The following is a 14,359-nucleotide window of genomic DNA, read 5'->3' as shown; positions in this document are numbered from 1 at the left end:
TATATTTATATTACCATACTGTAGTTGAGCAATTTTAATTACAATAATTACCATGTAAAAGAGACAAACAGGGTACCCCTTATGCCACGTGGAGCTGTTTTTTCACGGTATCAATGGGAATATTTTGTTTCGCTGCACGGTAAATGAACTCCACGAGGCTATGTCCTTTTCTCTTGCGCAGAAGATCGAGCCCATCAGAAAAATCGCTGTTCGACTCGAACATGCTGTACACGTAAGCAAGCTGCACCAAGATCCAGTAGCGTTTCACCGCCCGACGTCCGCGAACGCGGTATCCATCGAGTTTCAGCTGGTCTTTCGCTTGACGGAAAAAACATTCGATCGACCAACGCTGGGCATAGTAGCGCAAGATCTCTTCATCGCTTAGATCCCGGTCGGTGCTCAAGACGCAGTGAAGATGTTCCGATGTCATCGGCTGATCGGCTTTCCAAGCGAGCAGCACCACGGCATCATCGAGACCTTTGAGAGAGCCTTCGTAGCGATAAACCCGATAACGCTCTTCTCCCACCGTGACGAGGTGAGTGTCTTTCGGTTCGATGTAGCGGGCAAACTCCCTCACCTGAACCGCAATGCCTTTTGGATAAAGAAGCCGATTGGCCTTGAGCATTGCGATTACGTGGAATCCCTTTTTCAGACAAGCTTCCACGAGCGTTTGCGATGGATACCAAGAGTCCATCAGCACATAAACAGGACGGTGTACATCCAAAGAAGAAAGCATCTCGATCGCGAGTTCCCCCTTGCTTTTCCCAGCCGCCTTGTCGTAGAGGCGGAACGCAAAGGGAAAAGCCTGGGTCATCGTATGAACCATGAGCCAAACGAGAGAATGTCCCCAGATCGACTTTTTCTCTGTGTGAGAATAGTGCCAATCACACCCTTGAATGGCGTGCGTTGCCTGTGACGAAGGCTTGGTTTTTTGGCAAATCGTATCATCGATCGAAACAAAAAGGGGTTGACTCTCCTGTTTGGCGATGCGTTCGACACGACGAAGCATCCACTGTTGAAGTTTGCGAAGCAGCGTCTCTTCATCCCAAGGGCTTTTCGTGAAAAAATGGCTGAGTGTCGTGCGGTGGTTCGGATGAAAGCTCCAATGATGAAGATCGGTCAATGTTCCCGCAAATCCTTTGGTGGTCAGCGCATCCACGATATGAACGAGATGCTTCATGACAGGTTTTGAAAAATAAAGGGCCAACCCCAACATCGTGAAAAACTTGTGGATTCCTTGATGATGTGCTAATCTATTCATGAGACATGAACCTCCTTGTGAATAGTTTTGGTGACACATCTATTCTAATCAAGGAATCGGGTTCATGTCTCTTTTTTTGTTTGGTTGTAAATTTATGTTAGCGAATTTGCTCATCTACAGTTATTACAAAAGGAATCGCTGACGAAAATAGATCGCCTTGAAATTGAAATCATTTTGTACAAAGCAAAACTAAAAAATTTTGTTGAAGGGGACGATAAGCAGATAAACAATGCTATTCGCATGAATTTTGAAGCGTATATTGCCACTTGTGAAAGAAACATTGAGGCATTAAAGGTTCTTAAACAATTAGAAGATGAATTATTCGGATGTTCCCATGTTCCGCAATTGTTTTACAAAAATCTTGAAAAAGTTAAATGTTTAATTGAGGAAATTAAAAATGGAATATAGGATTTTTCACGCTCCTTGACAACCAAATAATAATTTTAAAAAAAATTTAAAAACTACTTGAAAGTCAAAAAAGGTCAAACTATAATAAGGTTAGTTCTAACGTCAAAGAAGGTCAAACTTTAAGGAGGTGGTGCGATTGATTGCGTGAGTGTGGCGATTGTCGATCTGATTTTCGGTTAAAAAATTAATTCGGGGGAGGAAAATAAATTGAGTTTAAATTTACTTAATGAACTTCTTCAAAATAAGGAGATTAGAAAACAAGTTTTAATCGAATTTGGCTTTGGAAGTGCAAATCCTAAAAAAGTTTTAAAGTTTATTCAGGAAAAATTCCCGACTGAATATGCTGAATTGTCATCTAGGGAAACACTTAATAATCCTAAAGTGGCTCAGTTCATGCCTAAAGAAATTGAATTATCCAGCAGAGCCGAGAGAGATGCAATTCTCGATAATTTTGAAAGAAAGTTTAATTCATAAGAAATTTAAGGAGGGAATGAAAAATGGAAAGTGTAAAACCTCTTACAATTGAAGATTTAAAGCAGTATCCGAATGATTTGTTGATGGATGAGATTGAAGAAATGATAAGTTATATTGTTTGTGTAGAAGAAGATGGGGACAAACAAGATGCTCTTTTGGGCATTTTAGACAGCATGCTTGATATTGTTAGAGAACGGTTGAACAAAACTAATTAAGGAGGTATATGAAATGGAAAAAGAACATTACATCAAAATTAAACAAGACGAGCTTATTAAATTTAAAGAGTTATTTTTCAATTTTCAATACGAATCAGAAAGATTAGAAAATGTTCTATGTGGTTTTCTTAACGATCACAACTTAGGAACACTTTTTCTTAATTGGCTAATGCAACAGAAAAAACAATCTGAATCTGATGATATGATAAATGAAGTGTACGGTGATATTGACGAGTTAATTACACGATTTAATTACTATTTTCTAAATAATTGAAGAGTACGTAAATACATAAATTTGGATATTCTTATACATATACTTTGACTTTGATTAACTTTAACCTTTGAGGGTGAAGAACTTTTCACCCTCAAATAAAAACTTGATTTTATAGAAATAAAGGGAGGAATTGCATGACATTTAGACTTGAAGATTTAAAGTCTTATATTGATCCGAATCAATTTAATCATTTGCATCCAGAGGCGTTTCTTGAAACATTTAATCATATATCCGATTTTGTGCAACAATCCCAAGCAATCTATACATATTTACAGAAACATCCTGAATCCGAAATGAAATACATAAAACGAGTGCTTAATTCACCACCCGGACAAGGAAAAACGACAGCTTTACAAACGATCATAAAGATGAATATTACGGATGCGTATCAAAAACATCCGTTCTTACTGGTATTTAATAATGGGGATACGATGAACGCTTTTGTCCAGAACATCTACATATATACCAATATTCCAAAAACTATTCTTGCTGTTGATGATGAAAATATACATGCCGTCAAGCCCGTGATTCAAGAGTATCAAATTCTCTGTATTACACAGCAACGTTTTAGGGATCTTGCATTGAATTACGGAAATCGCGAACTCTTCACTAAATATGCACAAAAAGCATATTGGGGTAGATTACCGTCAGACATAAAACTGAAGTATAAATACATACCTAGAACCATTATTGCAGACGAAATGCCTATTTTCTTTGACACGGCAGTATTTGATATCTCATCTGAAAATAACTCGGTGGATTGGTTCGATGCGCTTGCAGAAAACACCGACAACGGAAAACTGATTTCCTTTTACAAAGCGAAAGGAAGGGGGCTCATCAACGAATTAATTAACTACGAACTACTCCATTCAGTCGGCAAAACAACGAAAAAACTAATCCGCAAATACGAAGGGACAGATACTGAAAGCGTCTTACGATACATTTTAGATTCATTAAACGTTCACGGTGTAGAAATGGAACACTTAAATAAATTCAAATGGTTCAAGCGATTGCTGTTTGAAGATGATGTTGGGGCAATTGATCGGAATGGCAAGAAAACAGTTATCCTTTGCTCAAAATACATAGATTACAGTTCATTTGGAAACGTACTTGTGCTCGATGGAACGGCTATACATACATCTGAAGTTTATCGTCATGGAGGATATGACATCGTAGAGGTTAAAAATTACCACAATTACAAAGATCGGTTGACAATTGAATGGTGCAAAATTAATACTTCCAGTTCAGCAAGAAACGATAAAGAGAAGGAAATCAAAGAAAAAATCGCATCCGATATCATATCGAAAAGAAAAAATGGAATAGACGTTTTGCCTATTCCGTCTAAAGAAGATACGAATTTTTACATACAATCCGGTGCCATTACACCTGAACAATATGAACGGTTTTTTAAAGAGAAAATCAATGAAAATGATCAGTTAGCGATCAATATACGTAATCTAACGGGGAAAAATGATTTGAGTCAATACAATCACATAGCTCTTTTGAATTTACCTGTACTGCCACCGCAAGCATACAAATTACAAGCTATTGCACTGTATGGAACAGATATTGATTTACGATTAGTTCGTGATGTGACTGATAAAGAAGAACAGAAACTTTACAAAGAACAATGGTTTGTTGATCCGAGATTACAAAGGCTATTTGAACAACAAATGAAAGCCGATCTTTCGCAAATTATACATAGAACAAGCATCCGAAACATTAATTCGGACGCAAAAGTAATAGTCACGTTATATCATAATAAACCAAAAACAAATAAGCTGCTGCAAGAAGTATTTCATATACCAAATGAAAACATTATTAAAGTTCCGTTGCAACAGAATGAAAAGTTCAAAGAAAAATGTTACGAGTGGGCTGAACGGGTATATGAATATTTACGGGGTGAGCCGAACAGAGAATTTACAGCAAAAAAGGTAGGTGGTCAACCTTTTAAAGACTTTATTAATAAAAACTGGGAACAGCATAAAACGGAAATTATAACCATATTTTCAAAGTTTAATATAAAAATTATTATCAAAAAGAATGGATATAAATATTTCATGTTAGTTGATGATGGAGTTTTTGAGAATGTATCAGAAAAAGTGAAGAAAATTTCTATATAAATATTTTTTATAGAAAAATTCTCCACTTTTAATAATTGTATGTAAATATTTTACAATTTGTGTGTTTCTGGATTAATCATTAAAGTTGATATTTGCCGATGTGAGGGGGTGTGGGGGTGGTGCATCGGCAGGTTCTACAACTTTTGTGAAGTGACGCAAGGAACGGAACAAAAGTTGTAGAAGATGGTTGGGTAGCACCCCCACAACATGAATTTGAAAGGGGTGATGAATTATGAGGGTAAATAATTCGCTTTCTTCTTGTTGTTGTTGTTGATAAAGAGTTTCCGCAAAGCTGAGGACACTAGTCGCAGGTTTCAAGTCCAGCATAGGACTAGCAAACAATATTCAGATAAGAGCAAAACACAAGGACAATGATAATCAATCAGCAGTTACAATGATAAATTCAAATGCAAAATGAACAATTATAAATAGTCAGCAGCCAGCAATCGATTCGTTCATGCACAATGCAAGTATGAATACATAATGCAAACAAAAACAATTAGCAAAGGAGAAGATGAGAAATGGCAATGACAAATGCAATCGGAATGACGATGACAACGACAGGAAGAAAGCAGATGTTTGTTGGTGGTGTTGTATGGACTTTTGGGGACAGAAAGAGAAAAATTAAAAGAAAATGGAGGAATGAAAATGACAGTAAAACCAGAAAAATTGGTACGTATCTATTCTGTCGATACTTCTGCGTTTTATAATGATAACGAGGTTAAAATACATAAGAAGATTTTGAAATTGTATCAACATAGGGATATTTTGAAAAAAAGGCTTTCTGATAAAAAATATAAGAATAATGAAGAAAGATATAAATACTATAAAAAATACATAAGTAAACGTATTACAAAATTAAAAAATGAATTACATAAATCTTTTTCAGAAAACAAATCTATCCGCACACTTAGACCAAAAGCTTTAAAAGAAAACAAAGTAATCGGTTTGTTTGAATCCGTACTCACAAGAACACTTGGAATTAAAGAAAACGAATTATCCGAGGACATCATAGTCGTACAAGTGTATTACTTCCAAGTTTTAGAGGACATTATTAAAAATGGATTTATACATAATGGTGAAAAATACATATATTTCAGTAGCTCAGCAGGTCAGATTCGGACGAAGAAGGCAGTGTTTCTTCGTGAATCCTTATGGGAAAGACATAAAAATTCTTTAACTTGTGGGTTGAGTGTTGATGAAATCAATCAAAAAGGCGGAGTTAATATCAATAAATATCAAGCATACTTAGCTTTAACAAACAGCGCTACAGAAGTATGGAAGGATTTTAATATTCATAAAGCTATTGTTGTAGATGATCTAGAGACAAATGTACATAGCTTATTTGATTATATTAATCGGGATACATATGAAATTACAAGAAAAGAAATGGATATACCTATTACGCATACTGATGGCTGCGGGATGATTTTACCTAAAAAGAGTAAAAAATCTTTCATGGTCAGATTGCCGTGGATTAAAGGGTTATTAGTCCCGTTCCCTTTTGATAAGTTTGCAAAAGAACATGGCTCATTTATTGTCAAAGATATTTATGGCAAGGAATGGGACATTATTAAAGACGATATACAGGTGATTTTCACTAAATCGCAGTTTAAAATGTGGAAGTATTATGATAGTTGGGAAGATTACAAGGATAGATTTATCAAGTACAATTGCCAAGCAGCAAAGTTAAATGAAGAAGATACGTCTGGTGAGGCAAAATTGAATTATCAGATGTTGCAGACTTTAACTGATATTTCTGATGAGGAATTAAAAAAGATTGCAGAAAGTACGATTCAAGATATTCTAAATGTGGGTAGCGATAAAGAAACAATGTTGAGAGTGTTGGGAGCAACAAAAGAAAATAAAAAGAAAAATTGGTTTCAGCAGGCTTTATTGCTGTACCCTGAATTGTTGAATGATTCGCATTCAAGACAAGTTATTAAAGATAAAAAGAGAAAGTTAGTTAAAGAAGCTAGAGCCGGGAAATTAAATGTGAATGGCAAATACACTTTTCTATGCCCAGACCTATATGCGTTCTGTGAGAAGTTGTTTTTAGGAAAAGAAAATCCAAAAGGCTTGCTTGCCAATGGTGAAGTTTATTGCAGATTATTTGAAGAAGGTAAAGTTGATGTGTTACGCTCCCCTCACCTATATCGTGAACATGCCATTAGAAATAACGTAATTGATGATGAAAAGAAAAAATGGTTTATTACAGAAGGTATTTATACAAGTATTCATGATCCGATTAGTAAAATGCTACAATTTGATAATGATGGTGATAAAGCTCTTGTGATTCAAGATGAGACATTGGTAAAAGTTGCAGAAAGAAATATGCAAGGTATTGTTCCTTTGTATTATGAAATGGCTAAAGCAGGTGCAGAAGAAATTAATTCAGAGAATATTTATAAAAGTTTAATCTTAGCTTATAAAGCGAATATCGGTGTAATCAGTAATGACATTACGAAGATTTGGAATAGTGAAAATGTGGATTTGGATGCCATTAAGTGGTTAACGATGTACAACAATTTTGTGATTGATTATGCGAAGACTTTGTTTATGCCTGAGCCGCCTGACTATGTAAAGCAGAAGTTGAAATCTTATGCAAAGGGCAAAATGCCACATTTCTTTAAGTACGTGAAAGAAGAAACTAAAAAAGTTCAAATAATGAAAGACGGCAAAAAAAGAACGCTCACATTTAAGAAGGAAAAGAAAGTTGAACCAATCAACAATAGCACGGTGAACAGATTGTATGAGATTATCCCCGACAAGAGAATTAATTTCACAAAAATTGCTGGTAAGTTTGATTACAAAATGTTGATGAAGAACAAAAGAGTGAAATTGGATGAAGAGATTATCAGTAAATATGAAGAATTAAACAAAAACAAAAAGCAGCTGATGAACGATCAAGAAGAACATGAATCTCATAAAATGCCGTACATATATCAACGTATCAGAGAAGAGCTGTTAAAGGTTAATAACGATGTGCAATATGTAACAGATGTATTAGTGAAATATTTGAAAGACAGTCCGTTTAAGACAACTCTTTGGTCAAGTTTTGGCGATATAATATTGAAAAACTTAGAACGCAACTTAAAGGGAACGAAACAATGTGAAATGTGTGGCGAACGGATTGAGAAGAAACGAGCGAAAAAGTACTGTGAAAAGTGTGCCAAGAAGCGTGAACGTGAGAGGGTAAAACGGTTGAGACAGAAACAGAAAAAAGTTGAACGAAAATAAAAGTGCAAAAAATCATTATTTTTCAATAGTTTTTATTAATTTTTTTCAAAGGTAAATAAATAATTATACCCTAAATTCCTTAGAGTAGCAAGGGATTTGGGGTTATTTTTTATAAATTGCGATAAGAGTCTTTAAGGGTAACAGAAGCACGAGTAGGTTATAAAAGTTAACTTATTTGTGCTTTTTGTTTCAACTTTTTGTTTGGCAACTTCTTCAACAATACGAGATTCTTTTGTTGCAAGTTTAATTAATGCTTTACGAATAACTTTATCAGCTTCATTTCTCTGTATCCTTTAGCCATTTCACGAATATCAGAAGCATCAGCAACGATTGTCATTTAAAATTCCTCCTGTATTTTTATAATTTATTTAATGGCAGCCGGAACACTCGGCTGTCTTATTTTTTAGGTTATATTTCATAACTTTACGATAGATATGTAGGGCAGGTGAGAGAGGTGATGAGCAAAATCAAGAAAATAAGAATCATGTTAGGTTTGACGCAAAAAGATGTAGCAGAAAAGATCGGAATTACACAAGCAATGTACAGTTATATTGAGAATGGAAAGAAAATGCCATCGAAGAAGACAGCGAAGAAAATCGAGGAATTGTTCGGAGTATCATTATTTTTCATGGATTAATTGCTTGACCGCATCGCTAGTGGAATAAATGCTAGTGCCTGTCTATTGCTCGGTCGTAAAACATAAGCATAGACAACCCAAACCCATTTGATTACCTCTTATTATTGTTTTTAAATCATTATTCATTTTTACACCCCTTTTAAAGGCAGGATTCGTTTCCTGCCTCATCTTTTTAAACGGAGTGATTGAATGAAATTTGAGCGTAAGAAAAGGAAAAAGACATTTGAACAGCTTATGAGGGAGTACCAAAAGCAATATGAAGAAAAGCAACAACAAATTAAAAAACGAAAGGAGAAAAAGCGATGAGAGATTATAAACGGTTGGAACAAAAACAAGTCACTGAAATGAATGGACACGAAATTGAAGAATTGATGTTTCATGCTTGCCGTGGAGCGAGTGACCAACTCTTTTACGGACTGGCAAAACGGTTTTTGTTTGGAATTGAAGAGGAAATTAGACAAATGCATGAGCGATTAGAGAAGCTGGAATTGCTCGTAAAGATGCTAATTGAATCGAAGCAGGAAGCTAAAAAAGAGGTTAATGTTGAGGAGTGGAAGCCGACAGATAAGTCGTTGGTTGAAGCATGGAAACCGAATCCAGAGTTACAGAAGGCTCTTGAAAAAGTTGATAAAGATGCTTTGAAAAAGTCACTTGAAGAAGCTATGAAAGTAAATACATTGCGGACGATTCCAATGCCAAAAGTGGAAGTGCCGGAGTTTAAGAAAGGAGCGAATGAAGAGTGATCGTTGCTCCTCCTGAACACCATGTATTTATTGTTAATGGTGAATATGTGTTTGTACCGTATTCAGAAACAGATGTTGAGGGATTTATAGAAAATGAAATGGCTGTGAGGATTGCACAGAATGAAAAGTTTCGTGAATTTGTAAACGCCTTGACAGCTTGGGGCGATTTTTTAGAGCGATTTTTCTACATGAACGATATCTATTTTTGGGATAAAGAAACACATGAATGGAATCCAGATTTTCGAAAGCATTTTGATACAGAAACAGAAGCTTTGCTATTTGCAGACCGAATTTTCAAGATGAATGTGGAGAACTATTTTGTTGGTTATCCCGAATATTCAAAAGCGTATATTGAATATGTTCTCAGATGTGATGAGGATGATGTGCCGTTTGATGATGGGTTTTATCAATTTGTGGCAAAGAAAATGATTGAAGATGGGGAAATTCGAATTGAATGGGAAAAGGTGATGTGATGATACAGATTCCTGATTATTTTCGTTGTACGAAATGCGGATTAAGAATTCTATATGAAGAAGCTGGACAAATGGAATGTGGGAAGTGCGTGTTTGATGATTGGGAGCCGAAATATGATGATGAAAGCGACATTTAGAAATGTAGCTTTTTTACTTTTCTGTAAAGAATCAATGATTGATCCCCTCTTTTGTTTTTTGTACATTAAAGTGGGTTAAACAGGATGAAAGAGGGATCAATATGGGAAGAAAACCAAAGAATGTGCCATATATTGGTGAAGTAAAAGTAAATATAACTGCAACAAGCAAAGAACGATATGAGCGTTTCATAGAAGTGGTTAAACAGATAATAATTTATAACATCGAAAAAGAATTAGAAGAGAAACGAAAACAAAAGAATTTAAGTAATGCAAATAACGAAACACAAGGAGATTAAAAATGGAGAAGAAACCGAGAAGAAGACAGAGACCTGAAGATTTTAAAGTAACATTTAAATATGTTGAAATCGATGAAAAAGAAGCAGAAGAATTAAAGAAAAAATTAGAACAATGGTTCTATAAAGTTTTGATTACTGGAGAAGGTCGAAAAAGTACTAAGAAGAATTAAAACATCCTGAAAAAGGATGTTTTTTATTTTGTAGGAGTTGAAGTGAATGAAACAAAAGACACGAAAGGATAAGAAATCAAATGGATACATACTTGTTTACATGCCAAATCATCCGAGAGCGATTAAGCGTGGTCAATGGGCTGGATATGTCTATGAACATGTTATTGTTGCTGAGAAGATGTTAGGACGGTCATTAAGACCGAATGAAGAAGTACATCATTTGAATATGAATGTTGCTGATAATCGTCCAGAAAATTTATTGGTGCTTGAGAAAGGGCAGCATACCAAAATACATAATTTCATGCGGAGATATGATTTGTATCCGATATTTGAGCAGATTGCAACCGATGGACATATCGTGAAGAAGTGTCTGAATTGTGATGAATACATAGTTAATGAAAATAAAAAGTTCTGTAATAAAAGCTGTCAGAAACAATACGAACGAATGAAGAAGGAGGAACAACAAAACAATGATGAACAAGATGCAATTGCTTGATAAATTAAAAACTGTTGTTGAAACTGGAGATACAGAAAAAATCAGACAATTTCTTGATTCTGAAGAAGGGAAAGAAATAAGACAGGAGTTGGAGAAGGTAGTTAGCAAAGTATGTGAAAGTATAAGGGAAATCGTTGCATACCTTTATAAGGTCTTTAAAGAAAATGAGGAGCCGACATTGAGTTTGCTTGAAGAAAATAAGAAAGATTGAAATTACTTTAAATAAAGCAGTTTTTCTTTTTGGACTCGTAGCTCAGTTGGTTAGAGCAGCGGACTCATAATCCGAAGGTCGCAGGTTCAAGTCCTGCCGAGTCCACCGTATTTATTATGTGATTTGCAGGAATTCCTTTCCTTTTCGTTGAATTGAGTAGACGGAAGGGAGGGAATAGGATGCGTAAACGTAAAGTTTATAAAGTTATAGAAGTTGAATCTCTTCTTGATAAGACACCAAAATATGATTTTGAAGTATTACTACATGAGCAATCTGAAGATGGTTGGGAACTTCATAGTTTAGTGCCTCAAAATGATGAGAACGGTACTTATTGTAATGTAGCGATATTTGTTAGAGAAATTGAAGAAAATGATGAAGATGAACAGGAAGAATAAGATTGTAGTTAAAGCATCCTTCGGGGTGCTTTTTTATTTGGAGGGAATAAAGTGAAGTGTATTTTGGCAAGAGAATTGCATTATTTAGTGAATGGATAATTAAAGGCTTTGGAGGGAAAACGGTGAAGGACTTTAACAAAATGATTGGTACAATTATGAAGGAAACGGGATTTAATTATGAGTTTATTGTGAATGGGTTAAGTTTAGAGGAATTTGAAGATTTGTATCTTAAATGTCGCTTAAAAGAAAAATTAGACAAAAAAAGTTCAGACACGGATAAGTTGATTACAAAAATAAAAAACCAGCTTGGTTGTAGTCATGATTTTGCTGTTAAGGTTGTACGTGATGTTGAGGCAAGAAAAATGGTGATTGATGGGTTATTGGATTTGGTAAATGAACTGAAGGCGTTGGAGGGATAAGATGAAAAATTTTCGTATTGAACGAATTGAGTTTTTTAGCGATGAAATGAAAAAGGAAAAAGGATTGGATGGTGATTTTGGGATTGTGGCTACATTTGAACAGGATGGGAAAAAGAAATACTTTGCAATGCAGCTTGGCGGAGAAAATTTTGAAAAGAGCATCAATGAATTGATGGAGATTGCAAGACAAGAATGTGAGTGGGTGAGTATGAATGAAATTGCATGATGAAAGACAAGAGCAGATTACTTATATTAAAGATGATGAAATTGTGGAAGTGCCTAAAAATGCATCGATTTTTATTGTGAAGGATAATTTAGATGAGGAATGTTTGAAAAGGATGATGAACGAAGGGGTAATAATGATTCCTGAAGATACAGAAGTAAAGTGGATTAGTGAGGATGAGTTAGGTGATTAATTTTTTATTATATAAGTAAATTGTTATATGTTTATATAATATGTGGCTGGTGACAAATGAATGGCATTCAAATTTGTTGAATGTGAACGATGCCCTACAACGTTTAAGGTAAAGAAAATTAAGAAGGATATGGTTGGTTTTTATTATGGTGATCCTGTGTATCATCGGTACTATGAATGCGTTAGATGTAAACACAAACATACTGTGAAGATTGATACGCCTGCGGTTAATAAGTGGACTGATCGAATGTTCATGCTTCGATGGTATATGAGAATATATAGAAATGATAAAAGGAAGTGTGAAGAGTTGGCGAGGGAATATGAGATTGCTAAGAGGGGAGCTGAGAAGGTGATTAAGGATGTGAAGAAGGTAGTTGGGATTGAGTGAGTGTAAACATACAGACAACTTGTTAAATAAAATGTTAAGTGTAAAGGTGGTGAGCTTGACATATGAATAGAGAAATTTTAGACGATAGAAAATTATTAGCGATTCAATTATTGGTTGATGGAGAGTTGCCGAAAACGGAAATTGCGAAAAAAGTAGGAGTGTCGAGGCAAGCAATATATAATTGGCTAGATGATCCTGAATTTAAGGCTGAGCTTGACAGGCGAATACAGCAAAGAAAAGTCCTCGTTGAAAAAATTATTGATAGCAAGTTAGAAGATGCAGTAACAAAATTATGGGAACTTGCTGAAACGACAAACAACAGTCGTGTAAAAGCACAGGTTTTACAGTACATCATTGATCGTGGATTAGGAAAACCAGTAAGTAAACATTCAATTGAGGCAGCAATGAAGCAAGAACAAGAAGTGGATAGAGATGTATTAGAGGCTGAGTTTGAAGAATGGGATAGCGAATTAGAGGAATAAGAAAAACCTTCTCACATTAATCTAATGAGAAGGCTTTTGCAATTGCTTCCGCTTTTTGTTTTTCAGTTGGTGTTGTGTAGCGTTGAGCAACAGTGATTGAATGACCAGCAAGTGAAGCGATCATAGATAAATCGTATTGGTTAGAACGTGCTAAACGAGTACAGAATGTATGGCGAAGCATATGCGGTGTTATTCCATATTCCTTCAGCATCATTTGAATAGAGCGTGTTGTTAATTGCTTTTGTCTTTGAGAAATGAATACATACGGGACATTATCACGTCTTGAATCTAAATAACGTTTAATGTATTTGAATTTATCTTTTTGTATTGGAATGGAACGTGCCTTTTTATTTTTTGAATCACGAACATGAACTCTATAAACTTTTTCGATTTCGTCATATTCAAGATCGTCTTTTGTAAGGTTAACCAATTCACTCACACGGACACCAGTCAAATAAAGCATATCAAATATAGCTAAATCACGTTGAGCAGATGGCTTTCGGCTATTTGATATTCGTAAACGAATAGTTTCAATTTCATCTGTTTCAATTGATTTTGGCGATAATTTTGAAATGTGTTCCGTTTGATTAATATCAATATCTTTAACTGCATCATGTTGATTTGTGTAATTACAGAAAGTGCGGATTGCTGCATAAATACGATTGATTGTAGAAGGACTATATTTTTTGCCATCTTTATTTCTAATTGAACCTTGTTCTAAAGCATCAATAAACATTTGAACAGTATTGTTGTTTAATTCATTAATTGAAATGTTTGTCTTTGATAAGTAACGATTGAATAACTCAAGATCACGTTTGTAACTTGCTTTTGTGTTCTCTGCTTTTTTGAGTTGAAAAATAAAATCGTCAATCAACTGTGAGTTTTGCTCTTGGATATTCATGGTACTTCCTCCTTTATTTTAGTTATGCGAAGTTAAGACTCCTTAATAAATGTATAATATTGGTAAAATACAATAAGAAAATATCAACCTTTTAACTATATATTACCATTTTACTTCGCATAAGTAAATAATTAATTTCGCATAAGTTAAGTTATGCGAAGTAGTTTCTGTATGGCTGAGGCACTCTACCCCTACCATTCT

General features: G+C 34.8%; 21 protein-coding genes and 1 tRNA gene. 20 read left to right on the top strand and 2 right to left on the bottom strand.

What is annotated here, in order from left to right; genetic code table 11:
- Positions 1 to 79 precede the first annotated feature (79 nt).
- Complete coding sequence (locus BDD39_RS09390) at positions 80 to 1,261, bottom strand: IS701 family transposase (RefSeq protein WP_166907872.1); 1,182 nt, start codon at positions 1,259 to 1,261, stop codon at positions 80 to 82.
- 615 nt (positions 1,262 to 1,876) lie between these two features.
- Here BDD39_RS09390 and BDD39_RS09385 point away from each other — a divergent pair.
- From BDD39_RS09385 to BDD39_RS09290, 20 genes are all read left to right on the top strand, one after another.
- On the top strand, positions 1,877 to 2,143 hold the full coding sequence (locus BDD39_RS09385; RefSeq protein ID WP_166910142.1) for a hypothetical protein: 267 nt from the start codon (positions 1,877 to 1,879) through the stop codon (positions 2,141 to 2,143).
- Positions 2,144 to 2,166: 23 nt separating this feature from the next.
- On the top strand, positions 2,167 to 2,358 hold the full coding sequence (locus BDD39_RS09380; RefSeq protein ID WP_166910140.1) for a hypothetical protein: 192 nt from the start codon (positions 2,167 to 2,169) through the stop codon (positions 2,356 to 2,358).
- Positions 2,359 to 2,371: 13 nt separating this feature from the next.
- Positions 2,372 to 2,632, top strand: a complete 261-nt coding sequence (locus tag BDD39_RS09375; protein WP_166910138.1) for an Mlp family lipoprotein — start codon at positions 2,372 to 2,374, stop codon at positions 2,630 to 2,632.
- Between the two features lie 134 nt (positions 2,633 to 2,766).
- The gene (locus BDD39_RS09370) at positions 2,767 to 4,755 is read left to right on the top strand and encodes a hypothetical protein (protein ID WP_166910136.1); all 1,989 of its coding nucleotides are present in this window, start codon (positions 2,767 to 2,769) and stop codon (positions 4,753 to 4,755) included.
- Positions 4,756 to 5,340: 585 nt separating this feature from the next.
- Complete coding sequence (locus BDD39_RS09365) at positions 5,341 to 7,995, top strand: TraR/DksA C4-type zinc finger protein (protein ID WP_380630389.1); 2,655 nt, start codon at positions 5,341 to 5,343, stop codon at positions 7,993 to 7,995.
- A gap of 457 nt (positions 7,996 to 8,452) precedes the next feature.
- Entirely contained in the window at positions 8,453 to 8,632 is a 180-nt protein-coding gene (locus tag BDD39_RS09360) for a helix-turn-helix domain-containing protein (RefSeq protein ID WP_166910134.1), read from the top strand.
- Positions 8,633 to 8,934: 302 nt separating this feature from the next.
- Positions 8,935 to 9,375 (top strand): hypothetical protein, encoded by a 441-nt coding sequence (locus BDD39_RS09355; RefSeq protein WP_166910132.1) that lies wholly within the window; start codon positions 8,935 to 8,937, stop codon positions 9,373 to 9,375.
- Complete coding sequence (locus BDD39_RS09350) at positions 9,372 to 9,848, top strand: hypothetical protein (RefSeq protein WP_166910130.1); 477 nt, start codon at positions 9,372 to 9,374, stop codon at positions 9,846 to 9,848. Before BDD39_RS09355 ends, BDD39_RS09350 begins: the two co-directional genes overlap by 4 nt.
- Positions 9,845 to 9,985 carry a hypothetical protein gene (locus BDD39_RS09345; RefSeq protein ID WP_166910128.1) on the top strand — a complete coding sequence of 47 codons (141 nt, stop codon included), beginning with the start codon at positions 9,845 to 9,847 and terminating at the stop codon, positions 9,983 to 9,985. The genes BDD39_RS09350 and BDD39_RS09345 overlap by 4 nt, the downstream gene beginning before the upstream one ends.
- Before the next feature lie 101 nt (positions 9,986 to 10,086).
- A complete protein-coding gene (locus BDD39_RS09340) occupies positions 10,087 to 10,281 on the top strand; it encodes a hypothetical protein (RefSeq protein ID WP_166910126.1) in 195 nt (64 codons plus the stop codon).
- A 2-nt stretch (positions 10,282 to 10,283) separates the two neighbouring features.
- Complete coding sequence (locus tag BDD39_RS09335; protein ID WP_166910124.1) at positions 10,284 to 10,451, top strand: hypothetical protein; 168 nt, start codon at positions 10,284 to 10,286, stop codon at positions 10,449 to 10,451.
- 46 nt (positions 10,452 to 10,497) lie between these two features.
- On the top strand, positions 10,498 to 10,947 hold the full coding sequence (locus tag BDD39_RS09330; protein ID WP_166910122.1) for an HNH endonuclease: 450 nt from the start codon (positions 10,498 to 10,500) through the stop codon (positions 10,945 to 10,947).
- Complete coding sequence (locus BDD39_RS09325) at positions 10,922 to 11,158, top strand: hypothetical protein (RefSeq protein WP_166910120.1); 237 nt, start codon at positions 10,922 to 10,924, stop codon at positions 11,156 to 11,158. The genes BDD39_RS09330 and BDD39_RS09325 overlap by 26 nt, the downstream gene beginning before the upstream one ends.
- 31 nt (positions 11,159 to 11,189) lie before the next feature.
- A tRNA-Ile gene (locus tag BDD39_RS09320) sits at positions 11,190 to 11,263 on the top strand.
- Between the two features lie 74 nt (positions 11,264 to 11,337).
- Complete coding sequence (locus tag BDD39_RS09315) at positions 11,338 to 11,553, top strand: DUF4177 domain-containing protein (RefSeq protein ID WP_166910118.1); 216 nt, start codon at positions 11,338 to 11,340, stop codon at positions 11,551 to 11,553.
- Positions 11,554 to 11,609: 56 nt separating this feature from the next.
- Positions 11,610 to 11,972 (top strand): hypothetical protein, encoded by a 363-nt coding sequence (locus tag BDD39_RS09310; protein ID WP_166910116.1) that lies wholly within the window; start codon positions 11,610 to 11,612, stop codon positions 11,970 to 11,972.
- Between the two features lies 1 nt (position 11,973).
- Positions 11,974 to 12,198 (top strand): hypothetical protein, encoded by a 225-nt coding sequence (locus BDD39_RS09305; RefSeq protein ID WP_166910113.1) that lies wholly within the window; start codon positions 11,974 to 11,976, stop codon positions 12,196 to 12,198.
- On the top strand, positions 12,185 to 12,388 hold the full coding sequence (locus tag BDD39_RS09300; RefSeq protein WP_166910111.1) for a hypothetical protein: 204 nt from the start codon (positions 12,185 to 12,187) through the stop codon (positions 12,386 to 12,388). Before BDD39_RS09305 ends, BDD39_RS09300 begins: the two co-directional genes overlap by 14 nt.
- Positions 12,389 to 12,448: 60 nt before the next feature.
- On the top strand, positions 12,449 to 12,775 hold the full coding sequence (locus tag BDD39_RS09295) for a hypothetical protein (RefSeq protein WP_166910109.1): 327 nt from the start codon (positions 12,449 to 12,451) through the stop codon (positions 12,773 to 12,775).
- A gap of 62 nt (positions 12,776 to 12,837) precedes the next feature.
- Positions 12,838 to 13,257, top strand: coding sequence for a phBC6A51 family helix-turn-helix protein (locus tag BDD39_RS09290; RefSeq protein ID WP_166910107.1), 420 nt, complete (start codon positions 12,838 to 12,840; stop codon positions 13,255 to 13,257).
- A 16-nt stretch (positions 13,258 to 13,273) separates the two neighbouring features.
- Here the strand turns inward: BDD39_RS09290 and BDD39_RS09285 are convergent, their stop codons facing one another.
- Complete coding sequence (locus BDD39_RS09285; RefSeq protein ID WP_208404368.1) at positions 13,274 to 14,158, bottom strand: tyrosine-type recombinase/integrase; 885 nt, start codon at positions 14,156 to 14,158, stop codon at positions 13,274 to 13,276.
- Between the last annotated feature and the right edge of the window lie 201 nt (positions 14,159 to 14,359).

The organism is Saccharococcus thermophilus (assembly GCF_011761475.1).
GTDB lineage: Bacteria > Bacillota > Bacilli > Bacillales > Anoxybacillaceae > Saccharococcus > Saccharococcus thermophilus.
Note: the sequence above shows the minus strand (reverse complement) of the source record. Positions and strands in the feature narration are given on the sequence as shown.

What these genes read in the sequence shown, in the direction of transcription:
- BDD39_RS09300 (WP_166910111.1), top strand. Translation starts at nt 12,185, where the DNA reads ATGAAATTGCATGATGAAAGACAAGAGCAGATTACTTATATTAAAGAT.
- BDD39_RS09370 (WP_166910136.1), top strand. Translation starts at nt 2,767, where the DNA reads ATGACATTTAGACTTGAAGATTTAAAGTCTTATATTGATCCGAATCAA.
- BDD39_RS09375 (WP_166910138.1), top strand. Translation starts at nt 2,372, where the DNA reads ATGGAAAAAGAACATTACATCAAAATTAAACAAGACGAGCTTATTAAA.
- BDD39_RS09380 (WP_166910140.1), top strand. Translation starts at nt 2,167, where the DNA reads ATGGAAAGTGTAAAACCTCTTACAATTGAAGATTTAAAGCAGTATCCG.
- BDD39_RS09355 (WP_166910132.1), top strand. Translation starts at nt 8,935, where the DNA reads ATGAGAGATTATAAACGGTTGGAACAAAAACAAGTCACTGAAATGAAT.
- BDD39_RS09295 (WP_166910109.1), top strand. Translation starts at nt 12,449, where the DNA reads ATGGCATTCAAATTTGTTGAATGTGAACGATGCCCTACAACGTTTAAG.
- BDD39_RS09330 (WP_166910122.1), top strand. Translation starts at nt 10,498, where the DNA reads ATGAAACAAAAGACACGAAAGGATAAGAAATCAAATGGATACATACTT.
- BDD39_RS09325 (WP_166910120.1), top strand. Translation starts at nt 10,922, where the DNA reads ATGATGAACAAGATGCAATTGCTTGATAAATTAAAAACTGTTGTTGAA.
- BDD39_RS09360 (WP_166910134.1), top strand. Translation starts at nt 8,453, where the DNA reads ATGAGCAAAATCAAGAAAATAAGAATCATGTTAGGTTTGACGCAAAAA.
- BDD39_RS09290 (WP_166910107.1), top strand. Translation starts at nt 12,838, where the DNA reads ATGAATAGAGAAATTTTAGACGATAGAAAATTATTAGCGATTCAATTA.
- BDD39_RS09285 (WP_208404368.1), bottom strand. Translation starts at nt 14,158, where the DNA reads ATGAATATCCAAGAGCAAAACTCACAGTTGATTGACGATTTTATTTTT.
- BDD39_RS09390 (WP_166907872.1), bottom strand. Translation starts at nt 1,261, where the DNA reads ATGAATAGATTAGCACATCATCAAGGAATCCACAAGTTTTTCACGATG.
- BDD39_RS09305 (WP_166910113.1), top strand. Translation starts at nt 11,974, where the DNA reads ATGAAAAATTTTCGTATTGAACGAATTGAGTTTTTTAGCGATGAAATG.
- BDD39_RS09335 (WP_166910124.1), top strand. Translation starts at nt 10,284, where the DNA reads ATGGAGAAGAAACCGAGAAGAAGACAGAGACCTGAAGATTTTAAAGTA.
- BDD39_RS09315 (WP_166910118.1), top strand. Translation starts at nt 11,338, where the DNA reads ATGCGTAAACGTAAAGTTTATAAAGTTATAGAAGTTGAATCTCTTCTT.
- BDD39_RS09340 (WP_166910126.1), top strand. Translation starts at nt 10,087, where the DNA reads ATGGGAAGAAAACCAAAGAATGTGCCATATATTGGTGAAGTAAAAGTA.